Source organism: Winogradskyella forsetii (assembly GCF_013394595.1).
Taxonomy (GTDB): Bacteria; Bacteroidota; Bacteroidia; order Flavobacteriales; family Flavobacteriaceae; genus Winogradskyella; species Winogradskyella forsetii.
The window spans coordinates 1,521,416-1,541,007 of record NZ_CP053348.1; the positions used below are offsets into that span (position 1 = coordinate 1,521,416).

The 19,592-nt window shown below is 33.6% G+C and carries 22 protein-coding genes; 15 read left to right on the forward strand and 7 right to left on the reverse strand.

Annotated elements, in window-relative coordinates; genetic code table 11:
• Window positions 1–726: a hypothetical protein gene (locus HM987_RS06630; RefSeq protein ID WP_179006372.1), complete on the reverse strand. Its 726-nt coding sequence runs from the start codon at window positions 724–726 to the stop codon at window positions 1–3.
• A gap of 157 nt (window positions 727–883) precedes the next feature.
• On the opposite strand from HM987_RS06630, the gene HM987_RS06635 reads away from it, so the two are divergent.
• The 8 genes from HM987_RS06635 to HM987_RS06670 all read left to right on the forward strand — a co-directional run bounded on the left by HM987_RS06635 (window position 884) and on the right by HM987_RS06670 (window position 7,673).
• On the forward strand, window positions 884–2,323 hold the full coding sequence (locus HM987_RS06635; protein ID WP_179006374.1) for an ATP-dependent DNA helicase: 1,440 nt from the start codon (window positions 884–886) through the stop codon (window positions 2,321–2,323).
• A gap of 217 nt (window positions 2,324–2,540) precedes the next feature.
• Window positions 2,541–2,999 (forward strand): DUF2459 domain-containing protein, encoded by a 459-nt coding sequence (locus HM987_RS06640; RefSeq protein WP_229724634.1) that lies wholly within the window; start codon window positions 2,541–2,543, stop codon window positions 2,997–2,999.
• A gap of 75 nt (window positions 3,000–3,074) precedes the next feature.
• Entirely contained in the window at window positions 3,075–3,650 is a 576-nt protein-coding gene (locus HM987_RS06645; protein ID WP_179009930.1) for a DUF4126 domain-containing protein, read from the forward strand.
• A 60-nt stretch (window positions 3,651–3,710) separates the two neighbouring features.
• Window positions 3,711–4,439 carry a 3-deoxy-manno-octulosonate cytidylyltransferase gene (gene kdsB / locus HM987_RS06650; protein WP_256867321.1) on the forward strand — a complete coding sequence of 243 codons (729 nt, stop codon included), beginning with the start codon at window positions 3,711–3,713 and terminating at the stop codon, window positions 4,437–4,439.
• A gap of 112 nt (window positions 4,440–4,551) precedes the next feature.
• Window positions 4,552–5,256, forward strand: coding sequence for an HAD family hydrolase (locus HM987_RS06655; protein ID WP_179006378.1), 705 nt, complete (start codon window positions 4,552–4,554; stop codon window positions 5,254–5,256).
• 5 nt (window positions 5,257–5,261) lie between these two features.
• The gene (locus tag HM987_RS06660; RefSeq protein WP_179006379.1) at window positions 5,262–5,882 is read left to right on the forward strand and encodes a CatA-like O-acetyltransferase; all 621 of its coding nucleotides are present in this window, start codon (window positions 5,262–5,264) and stop codon (window positions 5,880–5,882) included.
• Between the two features lie 44 nt (window positions 5,883–5,926).
• Window positions 5,927–7,009 (forward strand): iron-containing alcohol dehydrogenase family protein, encoded by a 1,083-nt coding sequence (locus tag HM987_RS06665; RefSeq protein WP_229724635.1) that lies wholly within the window; start codon window positions 5,927–5,929, stop codon window positions 7,007–7,009.
• A 115-nt stretch (window positions 7,010–7,124) separates the two neighbouring features.
• Window positions 7,125–7,673, forward strand: a complete 549-nt coding sequence (locus HM987_RS06670; RefSeq protein ID WP_179006381.1) for a 1-acyl-sn-glycerol-3-phosphate acyltransferase — start codon at window positions 7,125–7,127, stop codon at window positions 7,671–7,673.
• Between the two features lie 113 nt (window positions 7,674–7,786).
• Here HM987_RS06670 and HM987_RS06675 read toward each other — a convergent pair whose 3' ends face one another.
• From HM987_RS06675 to HM987_RS06685, 3 genes are all read right to left on the reverse strand, one after another.
• Window positions 7,787–8,263 (reverse strand): nuclear transport factor 2 family protein, encoded by a 477-nt coding sequence (locus tag HM987_RS06675; protein WP_179006383.1) that lies wholly within the window; start codon window positions 8,261–8,263, stop codon window positions 7,787–7,789.
• A 164-nt stretch (window positions 8,264–8,427) separates the two neighbouring features.
• On the reverse strand, window positions 8,428–9,525 hold the full coding sequence (locus HM987_RS06680) for a heparan-alpha-glucosaminide N-acetyltransferase domain-containing protein (RefSeq protein ID WP_179006385.1): 1,098 nt from the start codon (window positions 9,523–9,525) through the stop codon (window positions 8,428–8,430).
• A gap of 93 nt (window positions 9,526–9,618) precedes the next feature.
• Complete coding sequence (locus HM987_RS06685; RefSeq protein ID WP_179006387.1) at window positions 9,619–10,206, reverse strand: non-canonical purine NTP diphosphatase; 588 nt, start codon at window positions 10,204–10,206, stop codon at window positions 9,619–9,621.
• Window positions 10,207–10,322: 116 nt separating this feature from the next.
• Between HM987_RS06685 and HM987_RS06690 the strand changes: the two genes are divergently transcribed.
• Window positions 10,323–11,324 (forward strand): DUF4421 family protein, encoded by a 1,002-nt coding sequence (locus HM987_RS06690; RefSeq protein WP_229724636.1) that lies wholly within the window; start codon window positions 10,323–10,325, stop codon window positions 11,322–11,324.
• A 147-nt stretch (window positions 11,325–11,471) separates the two neighbouring features.
• Entirely contained in the window at window positions 11,472–11,771 is a 300-nt protein-coding gene (locus tag HM987_RS06695) for an HPF/RaiA family ribosome-associated protein (RefSeq protein WP_179006389.1), read from the forward strand.
• Between the two features lie 225 nt (window positions 11,772–11,996).
• On the opposite strand, the gene rlmH is transcribed toward HM987_RS06695, so the two are convergent.
• Entirely contained in the window at window positions 11,997–12,470 is a 474-nt protein-coding gene (gene rlmH, locus HM987_RS06700; protein WP_179006391.1) for a 23S rRNA (pseudouridine(1915)-N(3))-methyltransferase RlmH, read from the reverse strand.
• A 149-nt stretch (window positions 12,471–12,619) separates the two neighbouring features.
• Between rlmH and nadC the strand changes: the two genes are divergently transcribed.
• Both nadC and HM987_RS06710 read left to right on the forward strand, forming a co-directional pair.
• Window positions 12,620–13,477 carry a carboxylating nicotinate-nucleotide diphosphorylase gene (gene nadC / locus HM987_RS06705; protein WP_179006393.1) on the forward strand — a complete coding sequence of 286 codons (858 nt, stop codon included), beginning with the start codon at window positions 12,620–12,622 and terminating at the stop codon, window positions 13,475–13,477.
• A 277-nt stretch (window positions 13,478–13,754) separates the two neighbouring features.
• Entirely contained in the window at window positions 13,755–14,744 is a 990-nt protein-coding gene (locus HM987_RS06710; RefSeq protein WP_179006395.1) for a YihY/virulence factor BrkB family protein, read from the forward strand.
• Here the strand turns inward: HM987_RS06710 and HM987_RS06715 are convergent.
• Window positions 14,737–15,477 (reverse strand): LytR/AlgR family response regulator transcription factor, encoded by a 741-nt coding sequence (locus HM987_RS06715; protein WP_179006397.1) that lies wholly within the window; start codon window positions 15,475–15,477, stop codon window positions 14,737–14,739. The two genes, HM987_RS06710 and HM987_RS06715, sit on opposite strands and share 8 nt — an antisense overlap.
• Before the next feature lie 105 nt (window positions 15,478–15,582).
• Complete coding sequence (locus tag HM987_RS06720) at window positions 15,583–17,307, reverse strand: tetratricopeptide repeat-containing sensor histidine kinase (protein WP_179006399.1); 1,725 nt, start codon at window positions 17,305–17,307, stop codon at window positions 15,583–15,585.
• 259 nt (window positions 17,308–17,566) lie between these two features.
• Between HM987_RS06720 and HM987_RS06725 the strand changes: the two genes are divergently transcribed.
• The 3 genes from HM987_RS06725 (at window position 17,567) to HM987_RS06735 (ending at window position 19,544) form a co-directional block, all read left to right on the forward strand.
• Window positions 17,567–17,995: a hypothetical protein gene (locus HM987_RS06725; RefSeq protein WP_179006401.1), complete on the forward strand. Its 429-nt coding sequence runs from the start codon at window positions 17,567–17,569 to the stop codon at window positions 17,993–17,995.
• Between the two features lie 25 nt (window positions 17,996–18,020).
• Window positions 18,021–18,911, forward strand: a complete 891-nt coding sequence (locus tag HM987_RS06730; protein ID WP_179006404.1) for a tetratricopeptide repeat protein — start codon at window positions 18,021–18,023, stop codon at window positions 18,909–18,911.
• An 87-nt stretch (window positions 18,912–18,998) separates the two neighbouring features.
• Entirely contained in the window at window positions 18,999–19,544 is a 546-nt protein-coding gene (locus HM987_RS06735; RefSeq protein ID WP_179006406.1) for a hypothetical protein, read from the forward strand.
• Window positions 19,545–19,592 lie beyond the last annotated feature (48 nt).

Here is a 19,592-nt window from a genome sequence, read left to right on the forward strand (position 1 = left end):
CTATTCTTTATTTGTGTAGCTTTTTGGCCAGTTTCCTTTTGTATATACTTCGTTCATAGAACCCACGGTTAAAGCTGGTCCATTAACACCGTCCACAGAAACCACTTGTTTTTCTTTTTCGATTAAGTATGGCTCTTGGTCATGTAAAACAATTGCTTTGTCAACACTTGCCTCAAAAACAGAAAATTCATCTAATTTTCCAGCTTTTAGCGTAAACTTTGCACCCTCTTTACCAACACCTACATTCATCATGTTTTTATAACGATCACTACCTTTAAATATTGAATCCTTAACTGAATAAAAACTTAAAGTGTCAGTTAATGTCATTGTCTTCATGGTTTCAACACCGCCAAAAGCTTTTGTTCTTTCTTCGTCCAACACCAACGTATCACGTCTTTGGGTAATTGGCACTTTTCCGTTTTCAACAAAATTTATCAATTTATCAAAACTATCTGTGTAAGAGCCATTTACTTCCTTATAGGCCAACTGAGAATCCCTGATATCTATAAGACGATCAATAACCACAGCAAAACGTTTTTCTTTCAATTCGTTAAATTGTATTTCCTTGTAAACAGACATGTAGGTAATGTAACCTAAGAAAATGATCAATGCCCAAAGTACGATATGAATAATAGGCTTTAATTTCTTTGGAACAAACTTATCTATTAGCCAAACAATTCCAAAGGTCAATATTATAATTACTACAATCGCTATAATTACATTCATGTTGTTTATTTATTAATTAAGGTCTATCGCAAATCTACAATTTTTTTTTGTTCGTTAAAACTATCTAAAATAAAATTAATTAAAAAACTATAACTTAATAAGAAAATCATCTAATAAAAATCAGAATAATGCTATCTTGCTTTCTAATTATTTTTATATGATTTCCAATGCTTCTGCATTCTATTCCTTATTAAAATCTAAGTTTCCATTTGCACCGACATCTAAACAGGATTTAGTGTTAATGCAATTATCACAATTCATTTTTGATTCCAATAAAAATTCAATCTATTTATTAAAGGGTTATGCAGGAACCGGAAAAACAAGCATTATTGGTACCATAGTATCAAATTTGTGGCAAGCCAAAAAAAGTGCCGTTTTATTGGCTCCAACAGGAAGAGCAGCTAAGGTAATTTCAAATTATTCTAAAAAAGAGGCGTTTACCATACATAAAAAAATATATTTCCCTAAAAAAGATAAAGGTGGCGGTGTCCGTTTTACAATGCAGCCGAATAAACATCGTAACACGATTTTTATAGTAGATGAAGCCTCAATGATTCCTGATACACCTTCGGATTCAAAATCATTTGATGGCAGTTCCTTGCTCGACGATTTAATGCAATATGTGTATTCTGGCCATGAGTGTAAATTACTATTAATTGGGGATAAAGCACAATTGCCACCTGTGAAATCAGATTTAAGTCCAGCGTTAGATGAAAATAAACTCAGCTTAAATTATAACAAAAATGTCATTGGGATTGAGTTGGATGAAGTCGTCCGGCAAGAACAGGATTCAGGGATTTTGAGTAATGCAACGGAACTTCGGGCTGTTTTAGAATCTAATATTTATGAGAGTTTCAAATTTGATTTGAATGGTTTTACTGATAGTGTTCGTTTAATTGATGGTTATGAAATTATGGATGCCATAAACGATGCCTATAGCGCAAATGGTTACGAGGAAACAGCGATTATTGTACGAAGTAACAAACGCGCTAATGCTTATAACCAACAGATTAGACAACGCATTCTATTCAATGAAACCGAATTGTCCGCTGGTGATTATTTAATGGTAGTTAAGAATAATTATTTCTGGATAAAACCTACAACAGAAGCTGGTTTTATTGCCAATGGCGATATCATCGAGGTGTTGGAGATTTTTAGTATCAAAGAATTATACGGATTTAGATTTGCAGAAGTAAATGTAAAAATGGTAGATTATCCCAATATGAAACCTTTTGAAACCGTTTTACTTTTGGATACGATTGATGTGGAAAGTGCCTCGCTTAGTTACGAAGAATCGAACCGTTTGTACCAAGAAGTGTCTAAGGATTACGAGGAAGAACCTTCAAAATATAAGCGTTTTTTAGGGGTTAAGAACAACAAGTTTTTTAATGCCTTACAAGTGAAGTTTTCTTATGCTATTACGTGCCATAAATCCCAAGGTGGCCAATGGAATACTATTTTTGTAGAGCAACCGTATTTGCCAAATGGAATGGATAGGGATTATATTCGTTGGTTATATACCGCAATTACCAGAGCAAAGGAAAAACTCTATTTAATAGGGTTTAAGGATGAGATGTTTGTGGAAAAAACTTTATAACTAACATTTTTATAATAAGTTCATTAAGATGAAGGTTGCTAAAAAAATTTTAAAGTATTTTTTTTATGTATTACTTATTCCCATTACGTACTTGGTCGCTTCGTTTATTTTGACTTATATAACCATTGATAGAAAGGATAGTCATCTAGTTTTTGATAAATCCATATATTTAACTACTAATGGCGTTCATCTTGATATTATAATTCCAAAAAAAAATATGGATAGCTTATTAGTTTCGGGTATAAAACATATTGAATCTGCTAATTATCTAGCATTTGGTTGGGGAGATGAAAACTTTTACCTTAATACCCCAACTTGGGGCGACTTAACGTTTAGCAATGGATTTAGAGCGGCATTTTTAAATAGTACCACATTAATGCATGTGACGAGGTACGAACAAAAACGATTAGATTGGTTAGAAATAAAGATAAATGCATTTGAATTAGAAAAAATGAATTCATATTTGAGACATACATTTCAAACCAATAAAGACGGAGAAAAAATAATACTTAAAAATAAGGGGTATACTTCTAAAGACGATTTTTACAAGGCAAAGGGAAGTTATTCTTGTTTTAAAACTTGTAATAGTTGGGTAAATACAGGGTTTAAGAAAAGTGGGTTGAAATCTTGCTTATGGACACCTTTCGACTTTGGTTTAATTAATAAATATGAATAAAAAGTAACGTTCATTGATAAGACTAAATACAGATAAGCCATAATGACGAATGAATAGATATAATAATACATTGGAATTACTATGGAGACCATTTTAAGCATATTTCTAGGCATCGGACTTTCAGCTTCTGTAGGGTTTAGGGTTTTCTTACCATTATTCGCTTTGAGTTTAGCGGCTTATTTTGGCGTTTGGGAACTTAACGAATCTTGGTTATGGATTGGCAGCACAACTGCGGTAATAACTTTGGGTATTGCAACCGTTGTGGAAATTGTAGCTTATTATATTCCTATTGTGGACAATGCTCTAGATACCATCGCCATTCCGCTCGCAACCATTGCAGGAACAGCAGTTATGGTATCGACGGTCGCTGATCTAAGTCCAGTTATCACTTGGGCTTTGGCCATTATTGCGGGAGGTGGAACTGCTGCAGCTGTGAAAAGTTCGGCGAGTGCAACGCGTTTAGGCTCTACGGTTTCAACCGCTGGATTAGGTAACCCAGTTGTGTCAACTGTAGAGACAGGTACATCAATCGTCATGTCTATTGTCTCCATATTTTTACCAATATTGGCGGTTGTTTTGGTGTTATTCCTTTTGTATATGATTTACAAACTCTATAAAAAGTTACGACGAAATCGACCGAAATCATCTTAAAACCTTATTTTTGAAATTGAACGCATTTCAAATTTTGATTTCATTATATAAATCACCTAAATGAAAATTATATCCATGATTCCCGCACGTTATAGTGCATCAAGATTTCCCGGAAAATTGATGCAAGATTTAGCAGGGAAATCAGTCATTCTAAGAACTTATGAAGCTACAGTTGCCACTAATTTGTTTAGTGAAGTTTATGTGGTAACTGATAGTGCTATAATTTATGATGAAATTGTAAATAGTGGAGGAAAAGCCATTATGAGTATTAAGGAGCATGAATCTGGAAGCGATAGAATTGCAGAAGCAGTTGCGAATGTCGATTGTGATATTGTAATTAATGTGCAAGGTGATGAACCATTTACAGAGCGTGAAAGTTTGGCAAAAGTGATTAATGTTTTTAAAGATGATAAAGACAAGGAAATTGATTTGGCTTCTTTAATGGTTGAAATTGAGGATTGGGAAGAAATCAACAATCCGAATACCGTAAAAGTGATTGTGGATCAACAGAATTTTGCCTTGTATTTTTCCCGAAATGCGATTCCATTTCCAAGGGATAGAAATGTAGGCGCCCGTTATTTTAAACACAAAGGAATTTATGCCTTTAGAAAACAAGCGCTGTTGGACTTTACAGTGTTACCAATGCAATTCTTGGAAGCTTCGGAAAAAATTGAATGCATCAGATATTTAGAATATGGGAAGCGGATTAAAATGGTAGAAACCACAATACAAGGGGTAGAAATTGACACACCAGAAGATTTGGAACGTGCAAAACGTTTGTGGAAATAACAACAATATAAACTTGAAGACAGCTCGCCGGTTATCCATACAATTGATTTTTCAATAAAAAGTTTGAAATACTGGATAATGCGAAATTGTCCTTTTTGACAAAATAATCGAATTGAATAAAACATACGAAAACATAAAAGTAATAGGCTTCGATGCGGACGATACGCTTTGGGTCAACGAAACCTATTTCAGGGAAGCCGAGGAAGAAGCTGGTCGATTACTATCGCTTTATGAAACACCGAATAAAATAGATCAGGAGCTCTTTAAAATGGAAATTAAAAACCTTCCAACCTATGGTTATGGAGTCAAAGGTTTTATTTTATCTATGGTTGAACTGGCTTTAGAATTATCTAATGGTAAAGTACCCAACGATGTGATTGCTCAAATGCTAAAAATAGGCAAAGACATGATCAACAAACCGATTGAGTTGTTGGATGGTGTAGAGGAGGTGCTTAAAGTATTGTCTAAGGATTATAGATTGATTGTAGCTACCAAAGGTGATTTACTGGACCAAGAACGAAAATTGGAAAAATCTGGACTGTTAAAATATTTTCATCATATCGAAGTGTTAAGTGAAAAACACGATACTAATTATAAACAATTATTAAAACGATTAGATATTGAACCAGAGGCTTTCTTAATGGTTGGAAACTCCTTGAAATCTGATATTTTACCATTAGTTGAAATTGGTTCAGAAGCCATACATGTTCCATTTCATACCACATGGCAACATGAAACCGTGACCAAAAAAGAAGCTAATGGAACTAACTATGCCACGGTAACGAGTTTAACTGAAATTTTAGATTTTTTTAAATAGAAATTTTGAAAATTCTCGATAAACATACATGGAATAGACGGTCTCATTTTGAGTTTTTTAACACCTTCGTCGATCCTTATTTTGGAGTTACCTTCTCCGTAGATGTGACGAAAGCTTATGAGTTCTCACAAGAAAATAAAGTCTCGTTTTTTGTAAACTATTTGCACGCCACAATGAAAGCGATCAATGAAGTCGAAAATTTGAAGTATAGAATAAACGACGCTAATGAAGTTGTTGTTTTCGATACCATACATGCATCGCCAACGATCCTTCGTGCTAATAAAACATTTGGATTTACGTTTGTGAATTATGATGCCGATATTTTTAAGTTTCAGACTAATTTTTTAAATGAAAAAGAACGCGTGTTGAATTCCAATGAATTGTTTCCACCCGTGAATACAGTGGATTGTTTACATTGTTCAACATTACCGTGGATTAATTTTACGGGACATAAGGAACCATTTAAGGGTGATAAAGATTCGATACCTAAATTGGCGTTTAGTAAAATGGAAAAAATAGGATCAAAAAGAGAAATGCAAATTGCTATTAGTGTCAATCATGCGTTGGTAGATGGCTACCATGTTGGGCTTTTCAATGAAAAATTACAATTTCATTTAAATAAGTAGTAATTATAAACTAAGTTGTTATTTTTGTTAAAGATATAAAGTAAATGATATACAAAAATTATCCAATGGTGTCCCGAGTTATTTTTGGACGTGGAAGTTTCAATCAGCTCGATGAAATTCTCACTTCAAAGCGCAAAGGGCGTAATGCACCATTTATTTTTTATGTGGATGATGTCTTTAAGGGCAATCATTGGTTAACTTCACGAATTACATTATCCTATAAGGATAAAATTATTTATGTGCCAACGGTTGAAGAACCGAGAACAGAACAAATAGACCAGTTAGTTGAAGATATTATTTTAGAATATAGTGAACTACCTTCTGGTATTATTGGTATTGGTGGAGGAATTGTTTTGGACGTCGCTAAAGCGGTGTCTTTGATGCTTACCAATAAAGGAGAATCTAAAGATTACCAAGGTTGGGATTTAATTAAGCATCCTGCGATTTACCATGTTGGTATTCCCACACTTTCAGGAACGGGAGCTGAAGTATCCCGAACTACAATTCTAACAGGTCCGGTTCGGAAACTTGGAATTAATAGTGATTACACCCCTTTTGATCAAGTGATTTTAGATCCGGAACTAACTAAAGATGTGCCAAAAGAACAATGGTTTTACACAGGCATGGATTGTTTTGTGCATTGTGTGGAATCACTAAATGGGACTTATTTAAATGCTTTTAGCCAAAGTTATGGGGAAAAGGCCTTTCAACTTTGTAAAGAAATCTTCTTGGAAGATGTACTCACTACAGAAGAAGCTCAAGATAAATTAATGATGGCATCTTGGCATGGCGGTATGAGTATTGCTTACTCTCAGGTTGGCGTAGCACATGCTATGAGTTATGGTTTGGGCTATCTTTTAGGAATCAAACATGGTATCGGGAACTGTATCGTTTTTGATCATTTAGAAGACTATTATCCAGAAGGTGTTGCTATTTTTAAACAGATGAAAGCCAAACATAATATCGAATTACCTCAAGGTATTTGTGCTGATTTAGAAGAAGATCAATTCGATAAAATGATTGATGTTGCTTTGAGTTTAGAACCACTTTGGGAAAATGCCATTGGTAAAAACTGGAAAACCATCATGACTAGGGAAAAACTTCTAGAGCTTTACAAAAAAATGTAATTTCGATTTATAAAATAAGCGTATTCAATAAGTTCATTTTAACAGATGTTGAATGTCAAAAAGAGCGACTTAATACTTTAAAAGTCATTCAAGATTAATAATCCCATAGTACTAGATGCGCTGGTTAGCTAAATTCATATATTTTAGAGTATTGGGATGGAAAGTCGTAGGTAACACCAATTTTTCAAAAGACACCATTAAGAAAGCTGTGATTATAGCAGCACCACATACCAGTTGGAGTGATTTCTACATCTCGTTGTTACTCAGACGCGTTGTTGATTTGAAAACTAACTTTGTTGGAAAAAAAGAACTCTTTACTTGGCCTTTTGGTTATTATTTTAGAGCTGTAGGAGGAAAGGCTTTAGACAGAACACCTGGTCAAAATAAAGTAGAAACCATTGCTAAATTATTTGAAGGTGAACACGAATTCAGATTGGCACTATCACCAGAAGGCACCAGAAAAAAAGTAGAAAACTGGAAAACGGGATTCTATTATATCGCAAAAAAAGCCAAGGTTCCAATTATAATGTACACCTTCGATTTTAAAAATAAACAGAATAAAGTATCTGAACCATTTTATACTACAGATGATATGGAAGCTGATTTTGAATTCATGAAATCATTTTATAAAGGTGTAGAAGGTAAGGTAAAAGCCTACAGTTAGAATTTATGATAAATTAAATTTTGGCACGAGATTTGAAGTATAAATAACACAATGAAACATAAAGTAAACGTAAGTCCCTAAAAAGAAACATTGTCCCTGAAAAAGCTGTCTAATTAACTAGATAGCTTTTTTTTATTCATGAATTTATCTAAAAGCCCATTCGTCTGACGCTGAAGTTTATTTTTAAAGAATGTCATGCCACCAAAGAAAATCCCCTTTATTCCCATAGCTTGTTTTGCCCATTTATGCAAGTCAAATTCGTCAGTATGCTTAATGATCAAGCCATCTTTAAACTCAAATGAAGCCTTAATGACGTTATGGACTTTTCGACCTGTTTTGCTAAAGGTATAAAAAGCTTCCCAATGTGCAGACCCAGTTTCGGCATTGGCTTTCACGTTTGAAAATTCAACTTTAAAATCTTTGCCTTTTTGGGATTCGCATAGCATGGACCACATGGCTTTGGCGCGTTCGCCTTTTAATGTTCCAAAGGCAGGATCTTTAAAAACCACATCATCATGGTAACAAGCTAGCATGGATTTATCGTCACAGTTATTTAAGGAAGCGTAGAATTTTTCTATGAGTTTTTCCATAATTTTAAATGATATAAAACCTTTACTATTAAAATTACGTAAGTATAATGCTATTAATCTACATTCTGTATATGGAATGGGATTAAATTGCTATGAAAGTGAAAAGATCATCTTTAATTAGGTGGTCTTTTCTTGTTTTAAAAATGCACCAATGTGCCATAATATTATTTTGTGTAACGCTTAAACTTATCTACTAATTTCTGCACTTTGGAATATACAAATGCATTTGTTTTAGCATAATAGAATGATATAAAACAAACGACAGATAAAAAGAGTAAAGCACCAATGATGGCTTGCCAAGGTACGAGTGTCTTTCCTATAAGTTGCGATAAGCCAAGCCCTGTAAAACTACCATAAATTATGATGAAGTGAATGACGTATATGGACAATGTTTTTTGTCCAATTCTAAGAATCAAAGTTTGTTTAATATAGTTTTCGGCTAAATAAAACAATGAAAATAGTATCAATACATTCCCAAGTCTGGTGAACAAATAATTATAGTAGGCAACCTCCTTAAAAATCGAAATATCCGACCAATAATACAGTTTCATCAACAACCAAGATGAATTAAAAATTAGAGCAATTCCGAAAACAAAAAAGCCAGAAACAATGGCCATTTTAAATTTGGGTCGTTCGACATAGCGATAAAATAAGGTTGAAATAAAAGCGCCAAAAGCCACATAGCCAAACCAGGGAATAATGGTAAAAATGGAACCGTAAGTTTTAGATAAATAATTTGAAAATAAAATAGGAACTTTAGGTAATTCCAAATAGCGATATAAAGGTTCACTTATAAAAACAGTGAGTCCTAAAACCAACATTAAGATTGAAAAAAGCAGTGTTTTTTTAAAAGTGAGCTTATAAATAAGGACAACAATAATGAGCGACAAGCCAATGCATTGCAAAACATCAATAACCAAAAAATAAGAATTAAATTCCCCAATTAACCATTGAAATATTGGCGCTCTCAGCAAATAACCTATGCCAATGAGCATTAATCCTCTTTTAAAACCTTTTCGCATACGTTGCTCAACATTTCCACTGCGTTTCGCCTTGATGAGTAAATAAGAAAAGATAAGCCCAGAAATAGTGAAGAAAGTTGGTGCCGTTATGCCTCTAAAATATTCCCAGATTTTAAACGCTGTATTATTTTGGTCTCTATAAGATGGGTCGAGAAGTGTGTCTATAAAATGCCCTTGTAGCATCATTAAGATGGCAAATGCCCTTACAGCATCGATAAAATATAGACGGTTGGGATTCAAGTTGGTCGTATTCGCTTTGTTGGTTGCGTCTAAATATAACTTAATATTTTAGAAACAATAAATCATAATAACAGTTTAAGTAATTGTTTGAGTTTATTCTGAAGCATTTTTAGTAGTCAAAAAATCAACCAATTGGGCGACTGCTTTACCGCGATGGCCAATCTGGTTTTTTTCCTCTAAGGTAATTTCGGCAAAAGTTTTATCATAACCTTCAGCCTTAAAAATTGGGTCGTAACCAAAACCTCCTTTACCCTGTTTTTGGATTGTAATTTCACCTTTACAAATGCCTGTAAAAGTGTGAAGTTTGCCATTGAGATGTAAAGCAATAACGGTTTTAAATTGCGCATTTCTGTTGGATTTGTCTTTAAGTTCTGTGAGCAATTTATTGGTGTTGTCTTCAGCACTGCGTTGTGGTCCGGCATAGCGTGCTGAGAACACGCCAGGTTCGCCGTTTAATGCTTCAACCTCTAAACCCGTATCATCGGCAAAGCAATCATAACCATAATGTTTTTTTAGGTAGTCGGCTTTTTGAATGGCATTCCCTTCAATAGTATTTTGTGTTTCAGGAATATCTTCAACGCAGGCAATATCTGCCAAACTTAAAAGTTTAATATGTGGTGGTAATATCGCTTGCACTTCTTTTAATTTATTTAAGTTATTGGTGGCGAAAACAAGTTGCATAATTTGTCGTTATAAAATGATTTTCAATGTAATTTTGTTTCACTTATTTAATTTTTTAGTCAACCGAAAACGTTTAAATAAGTGCTTTGTAAAAATAGGAATCTAATACGTATCATTTGTCAAAACAAATTATTTTTCAAAAGGCTTTATTCATCAAGGTATTTTTGCTTCTAGGTATTTATTTCGCTTTCTCAACTGCAAATGCACAAAATATTGATGATTTAGATGCATTGCTTATTGATAGGGATATTGAAAATTATTCCATTCGTGTATTCACCAATTTTAAGGTCAATAAATTTAGTATCAAAAATGATGATTTTAAAGCAAGGTTCGTCCCTAATAATAGACACGGTTTAGGATTGGGTTTTGCCAATAGAAAAGTTATAGTTGATATTGGATTTAATCTTAAAAATCCGAATAAAGAGGAGACAAGACGTTTTGATTTGCAAGGTACGACCATTTTAGAAGATCGGCATTTCGCCAATATTTATGTTCAAACCTATAAAGGGTTTACCGCCAAAAATAATTTTGATGAACATTTTGTTTTCAGAAGTGACGTGCGTTCTGTAAGTTTTGGATTTAATTATTTATTCACGTTAGACGATATTGAATTTTCCTATGCACTTTTGAAAGCTGGTTTTTCAGAAGAACGCCATAAGGATATTTTCATAACAGGCGGTTTAGGGGTGTTTGGTGGTTTCGATTATTTCTCCGCAAAACCAAACATATTATCAGAAAGCACCAATCCTTATTTCAATGCACAAGGGAATATAAAACGCTATCAAGGGGCTACAGTTGGCGTTTTAGCTGGATTCATCTCTTATTTTAAACTGCCGGAAAATATTTCTGCAACCATCAATGTAATGCCTGGAATTGGACTGGTAAATAAGAAAATTACCTTAGAAGATGATAGTTATAGGCCAGCGAACCCGATGCTTTATAAATTGGATTTTTCATTGGGTTTAGGCTATAATTTTAATCGGTTTTATGTCAGCTTTACTTATAACAATGGATTGTATTCTACAGACCTCGATTATGACAATACCTACAATTTAAATATTACCAATGCAAAATTAGCTGTGGCTTATAGGTTTAAGAGAAAGAATAAAAAAGAATAAATAAAACCTTTATAAATTGTGTTTCCATAGTTTCAAAATCTAGAAAATCAAAAATTTTATTAATTATTTATGATATTTATCAGTCTGAAAACTGACTTAAATCTTTATCTTAGACAAAAGAATTATTCATTTTAAATGCAATAGATTATGACAGTAAAATTTCAATACGTAAACATAGATACAAGTGAAACACTTTCGGCATTAACCGAAGAAAAATTAGAAAAACTAGCCAATAAATTTGAGTTTTTGATTTCAGCCCAAGTGTATTTTAAGCAAGACGAAAAAGACCATGAGGCTGGTAAAATCTGTAACATAGAATTAAGTTTACCTGGACCACGTATCTTCGCCACCTCTAACGAGAAAAATTATGAAATGGCAATGCACGAAACCATTAATGATTTAACAAGACAACTTAAGAAACGAAAAGAAGTTTATAAGACCTATTGAAAAAGTATGCAGTCGCGGTCGCAGTTTTCAGGAGATTAATGTGGCGAGTTTAAGAACTTGTCAAAAAGAATAAGGGCATTCAATATGATCTTATTTTATAAAAAGTAATCAAAAAACTGCGACTGTTTCTTTAGATATGAGTAAGAACTGATACTGCCTCTGAAAACTGAGACTATTTTCAGAACATGAAAGAGTATTGCCAACCGAAGACTGCCTACTAAGGATTCACTTATGATGATAAGGTTCATTCCGAAGAATTGTAAACCCTCTGTACAATTGTTCTATAAAAAACAAGCGTACCATTTGATGTGAAAATGTCATTTTTGACAATCCTAGTTTACCATTTGCACGGTTATAAACAGCATCCGAAAATCCATAAGGACCACCAATGACAAAGATTAAGTTTTTGATACCAGAATTCATGTGTTTTTGCAAATAGCCTGAAAATGCAATGGAATCCAATTGTTTTCCATTTTCATCGAGTAGAATTAGAACATCAGGGGTTTGGGTTTTTGCCAAGATAAGTTCGCCTTCTTTTTCTTTTTGTTGGGCTTCCGATAGGTTTTTGACCCTTTTTAAATCAGGAATCACTTCAAATTCAAACTTAATATAGAAGCCAAGTCGTTTGGTATAATCTGCAATTAAGGTTTGTAGATTTTTATTGTCGGTTTTGCCTATGGCTATGAGTTTTATGTTCATTTTGCAAATTTACGATTTACGATTTACAATTTCAGATTTTTCCTAATTCCTAATTCCTAATCCCTAAATCGTAATTCCTTCCTAATTCGCAATTCTAAAATCGGAAATCGTTAATCTATTTCCTATTTTTACACTAAATAAGTATTCAAATGATTTCAAAATTACAATTCGATAAAGAAATAGAATTAATTATCTCTAACGCCATACGTGAAGATGTGGGCGATGGCGATCATAGTTCGTTGGCCTGCATACCTGCTTCAGCTCAAGGAAAAGCGAAGTTATTGGTAAAGGACAAAGGTATTATTGCGGGTGTAGAATTTGCAAAGCAAGTGTTCGCTTACGTAGATGAACATATGAAAGTCGAAACGTTGATAGAAGATGGTCAGAAAGTGAGCCATGGAGATATTGTTTTTTATGTTGAAGGTGCGTCGCAATCCATTCTTAAAGCCGAACGTTTAGTTTTAAACGCCATGCAACGTATGAGTGCAATCGCCACAAAAACCAGACAGTTTGTTGACTTATTGGAAGGTACAGGAACTAAAATTTTAGATACACGAAAAACAACGCCAGGTATTAGGGCTTTAGAGAAATGGGCTGTAAAAATTGGAGGTGGCGAAAACCACAGATTTGCGTTGTATGATATGATTATGTTAAAAGACAATCACATTGATTTTGCTGGTGGAGTCACTAAGGCGATTAATTTAACTAAGCAGTATTTAAAGGATACTAAAAGAGATTTGAAAATTATTGTCGAAGCCAGAAATATCGAAGAAATCAAGGAGATTTTGGGTTGTGGCGGTGTTTACAGAATCCTTATAGATAATTTTAATTACGAAGATACTCGTAAAGCGGTAAAACTCATTGGAGATCAATGTTTAACAGAATCCTCTGGCGGAATCAACGAAAATACGCTTAGAAAGTATGCCGAATGTGGTGTGGATTTTATTTCGTCCGGTGCATTAACGCATTCAGTTTACAATATGGATTTGAGTTTAAAAGCCGTTTGAATAGAGTGGGCGGAGTTCAGTCGCAGTAGGCAGTTTCCCTTTATCCTTCGGACATTTGTATTAAATAAAAGTAACCAGTATAAAGTGTAAAGTGTCACGATAGTTCTGGAAAAAACAATGGTTTTAGCTTAGTAAATTATTGCTCATATTAAAATCCAAAATTAAAGTTCTATCAAAAATCCAAAATCGTAAGTTGTAATTAACAATCCATAAATCTTAAATCGTAATTCAAAAATCGTATATTAAAAATCGTATATCGTAATCCATAAATCCTTTCATGTCAAAACTCATAGAAGATAAAATAGATAAAATTCCGGTGCTTAATTTAATCATGCGTTTTTTTAAACAGATTAAATTACCAGGATTTGAAGGTTTATCAATTTACGATTTGTTGGAGTTATACGGCATGGGAATCATTAAGGGAACCTTAGCCACAAGGGCAAGTGCGATAGCGTTTAGTTTTTTTACGGCTATTTTTCCTTTTCTGCTGTTTGTGATTATTGTAATTCCCCATATTCCTATTGATGGGTTTCAATTTGAATTTTTATCTTTTTTAAGATCCATTTTGCCACCACAGACTTCTGATTTTTTTATTGATAATATTTTTCAAGATATGAGCAGTAACAGTAGTGGAGGGATAATCTCATCAGTGTTTTTGCTTTCTATTTTCTTGATGGCAAATGGTGTCAATGCCGTTTTTTCAGGTTTTGAAACCTCGTATCACAAACAATTATATCGAAATGTGTTTAAACAATATGGTATTGCACTTGGCATAGCATTGATTTTAGCTTTTCTTCTATTGTTAACTGTTGCTGTGTTTGGCTATTTTCAGATTTATATTATTCAGCCGCTTTATGAAAGTTTAAGCGGAAATGCATTTGCAGAAGATGATAAAGGATTAGGTTGGATTATCTTTGCAAAGTATTTGTTCTTCGTCCTCATGGCTTATTTAGCAACGGCAACCTTATACTATTTTGGAACTAAAGAAGGTAAAAAGTCCAAGTTCTTTTCTGTTGGTGCTTTGTTAACTACCTTGCTCATTATACTAACCTCGTTTTTATTTGGTATTTATATCGAAAATTTTTCCCAATACAACGAGCTTTATGGATCTATTGGTGCCTTGTTGATTTTGTTGTTATATCTATGGTTGAATTCCAATATTCTCTTATTGGGTTACGAGCTTAACGCCTCACTTCAGTTTTTAAGAAAGCATCCAAGAGCACGAAAAGAAATTAAACAAAAAGATATTGAAGAGATTATTAAGTAAAATGCTTCAAAAACTCATCCTTTCGTCTTACTGAAATTGGCACTTTGCCATCATTGGACATCAATACATAACTCTGTTTTCCTCTATAATATTTTTTCACATGATCTATATTAATAAGGTGCGATTTATGCGTTTTAAAGAATGAATTTTCAGCCAATAAATCTTCGTAAAATTTTATCGGTTTAGAAACCATGGCTTTTCCTTTCTTAGTAAAGATGTGTGTATAACTAGTATCTGCCTCCAGATGAATGATGTCCTCAACTTTTAAGGTTTCAAAGCCCGTTAAAGACGGAATGGTAATCACTTTCTTTTGATTTGGTTTCAAATTTTTAAACAAATTCTGAAGTTGTTGCTCCATATTTTGTTTGGATAGGTTGTCTTTCAAACGTGAAACAGCAGCATCAAAATCGTCAGTATCTATGGGCTTTAATAAATAATCGATAGCACTAAATTTGAAAGCTTTTATGGCGAAATTATCAAAAGCGGTCGTGAAGATCACCTTAAAATTAATTGAACCGACTTCCTGTAAAAAGTCGAATCCTGTTTTATCATGAATCTTAATATCCAAAAACACTAATTCAGGCTGTAACTGTGGCACAAGGCGCAGCGCTTCATCTACATTGTCTATAACGGCAAGCACATTAAACGTATTTGGATGTCTTTCAATGAGACTCAAAATACGATCTGAACAGTGGGATTCGTCATCTATAATTATGGTTTTTATCATACTCATTTCCCGAGAAATCGGGAATCTTATTATTGAACTTAACTTTTTATTTTATCTGCGAAACTCAGCTATATCAGCGTCATCTCTGTTCTGTTATTATTTAATTGTATTTTAAAAAGCAAGTTGCATTGGTAGTGAAACGTCTATTCGTGTACCTTCGGTTTTATCTGTAATTTCAACATTTCCGTTGGTGTTTTTTAATTTATTGATAATCTCAATTCTACTCTTGGTTATCGCCATTCCCATCGATTTACTTTCGGGATGATTTTTACTGGAAATTGATTTTTTTCGACCAATACCATTATCGTCAACACTACAAATCAACATGTTTTTTTCTGCCTTAAAAGAAATTTTCACTAAACCGAGTTCTTCTTTTTGTGACAAACCGTGAATGATGCTATTTTCAATAAAAGGTTGAAGAATCATTGGTGGTACTAAAATATTTTCAGAATCTAAATCAGCTTCTATTTCAATAACATAATCGAATTTATGGTTGAAACGTTTGCGTTCAATATCCATATATGTTCTCAAAAGAGATATGTCCTCGCTTAATAAAATCTCTTTCTTTTCCGAGTTTTCTAAGGTGAGCCTCATCAATTTCGCAAATTTCCCTAAGTAATCACTAGCCGATTCTGTATCGTTTTTTAAAATATAATCGCCTATTGAATTCAAAGAATTAAAGATAAAATGCGGATTCATTTGTGAGCGTAAGGCTTTTAATTCCGTATCTGAAACCTTCGCATTAAACTCGGCTTCCTTGGATTTTGAAATGGCATCTTGCTTTCTTCGGTATAAAACAAAACTAAAAATGGAAGCAAGAATAAGTCCAGAACCTCCAATGATTGAAGCGTTTTTAATCGATTTCTGGCGTTCAATCTCTACTTGCGAAATGGCACGATCCTTATCTGCTTCATACTGAATTTCTTTTCTGGAGATGTCAAGCTTTCTATCCGCATTTATCAAACTATCCCTTAGAACAATATGCTTTTGATAGGTTGTCAAAGCGTTTTTATAATCTTGTTTTTTGGCATAAACGTTAGCTAAAGTTGCCAACGCACTATTCTCGGTTGAAAGATTATTTAAGGATTTACTCAGTTTTAAGCTGTTGGTTGCATAATATTCTGCTTTCTCAATATCATTATTTTGTAAATAAACTTCGGCGGCATTAGTATAAGCGGCTACACGTAAGCCTTCAATATTATACTTTTCTATTAAATCCAAGCTCGCATTGATGGTAGTTAAACCTTCATTTAAGAAACCAGCTCGAGCTTGTATTAAGCCTAAATTGGTTTTTATGTTTGCAATATATATATGGCGATTGTTTTGTTCAGCACCTACAAGAGCTTTTTGGTAATAATACATCGAAGAATCAAGTTTCTTTTGTTCCCCATAGACGTTACCAATGTAAAACAAGGTGTTGTATTTACTTTTGTTCTCAGGGTTATTCAATAAAGTTTTAAAGCTTTTCAAGGCTTTATCGTATTCTTGCTGCTCTAAATTGATAAGCCCAATATTTGTAAGTACGGCGACTACATATTTTTGAAATTTTGGTTCATTTTCAAAAACGTCATAACTCTTTTGGTAATATTCTAGACCTTGTAAAGGATCAGATAAAAAGTAATGCTGAATGATTCCTAAATTATTATAAGATATTCCAATGCCTTTTGGGTAATTAAGCTGACTCGAAATGTTTAATGTTTTATTATTGTACGACGTCCAAGTTGTATCAGTAGGTGTTAAGAACATTTTTCTGGCAACATACTTAATTCTTAAGTTCACGTAAGCTGTATCCTTGCTTTTATAATTTTTTATGACATTTTCTAACGAATCGATCATCGCGTTTTGAGAAAAACAATAGATGGTAATCATTAGAAAGAAAGTGGTGAGAAACATTTTCATTATGAATATGAATTTCTGAATATGAATTAATAGCTGGTTAAAAATAGTAATTAAATGTCAAAAACGGGCTACAACTATAACGTTAATATATTCAAAACCAACGATAATAAGTTGGCTGTGGCTTTTCGCTAAAATATGTTGTTGCTTTATCTAAAATTAATCGCAAAGGTTAATTGTAATTATAGCCGAAAGCCTTATGGAGTTTCACAATAAAATTTACCGTCATACAATTTTAGCCATTTTTATACTAGTTCTATTTTCTACAGGCAGTTGGTCTCAAGAAAAAAGAATTAAACCACCAAAACGAAAATCAAAAATTACAAGCGTAGATAACTTTGTAAAGCATTCATTTGAGTTGTATCACAAGGTTTTTGTTTACGATAGTTTATCTAGGGCAGGAGTTGAAGTGCCAGCTGAAATAGAAGATGAGTTGATGGAACGTGCAGAAAGAGATGTGGATAGCCTTTGGCAAGAAATGCCAGATATTGCAGATGACATCAGCGATGCACCTTTGATGAGACAGGCTAAAGCTACACTCAATCTGAATAAGTCTAAACAAGCTTTAAAATTCTGTATGCTTTCGGTAAAGGCCTATTTCGTAGGCACCGAGGAAAACGATGAATAACTTCAATGATTTTAAATTTAAACAGATGAAACATACGATTACTGTTTTAATGACGCTATCCATTTTCTTAATTGTAAATGCGCAATCTTATAAAAGTGAATTTAGAGCAGAGATATGCACTTGTTTAGAGGAAGAAAGTCTGAAACGAACACTTACGGATAATGCGTTTAAAGCTTGTTTACGAGAAACATTGCCTAAATACGCCACGCAGATTGATGCGCAAATTGTAGAAGAAGATATTGACAAAAAATTCTACAAAGGGCAATTGGCGCGCAAAGACTTATTGGTTGCCATGCAGTCTGAGCTCATTTACAGTTGTGATGTTTACTACGACCATATCTATTTTATTCGCAACAGTAAAAAACTTATTGCAAGAGAGAATGCTAAAGAAAGTGATTTAGAAAAGTACGATCAAATGGTGGCTTTAAGACCCAATGCTATGGCTTATTTTATGCGCGCTAAAGTTCAGTTCAACTTAGGAAATATTAAAGAAACCGAAGCAGACATTAATAAAAGTCTAGAGTTAAATACCAATAAGGACAATGTGAAATCAACTAGACATGAATTGCTATTGTTGGCTTGGGTTTACGAGGAGCAAGAACGCTATGCTGAAGCCATTGCACTCTATGATAAAATTTATTTTGGGGATTTAGATACGCAAGTTGCACAATTACGAGCACTTGCGGATAGAAAAAATGGCGGTACAATCGCCAATATCGCAAAAACAGGCGTAATTGAAGCTGAAAAAGAAATTGAAACTTCAACAAGGCGAAGGGAAAGACGAGGAAATGCATCTTCAAAAGAAATTGAAAACAAAACCCTTGAATTGAACCGAAGTAAAACTGGCCAACCTCAAGTTGAAGAAAAGACCGATTCGTCTACGCTTCGAAAATTATTTAAAATGGGAAATGGCTAACCCTCTAAAGTTCTAGTCCTTTAATTAAAAAACTAAATACTCATGAAATTGATGATTCACTTAAACAATAAAAATATAATAAGTATAATGGCTAAAAAATTACTACTATGTTTATTTGCGATTGCTCTGATAAGTTGCGGCGTTGAAGATGAAATTATTAGCTTGCTTGGAGAAGATGGTACCGTAAAAGCAGATATCAACGGGCAGACAAAGACATTTACATTTGGCCAAAATTCTGTTGCTGCTGCGATTACAAGTGGAGATTCAGGACCTATTACTGTTTATGTTTTCGGATTGGCAGCATCGACTGATGGTGTTTCAGACAATTCAGAAACTACAGCTATAGGTGTTACGCTAATTATGGATAATCCTGATGTTATTGTTGCTGGTGCTTCATTTACCTTTCCGGCAGATGCTGTAGGTGGCACTTACACTTTTGAAGATGAAAATGGATCCACAACGATAGATGCGGACGAAACCGTAAGTGCAACACTTAGTATTTCAGCAGTGGATGTTCCAGGAGAAAGAATTTCGGGTACGTTTAGTTATGTCGCTTTCGATCCGGATACTAATGCAACTTACACAGTTGGAAATGGGAGTTTTACTAATATTCCGTTTTTCATTAATCAATAACTATAGCAATTAATATAACTTGATAGGAAAATGGTGCAACAATGGTTA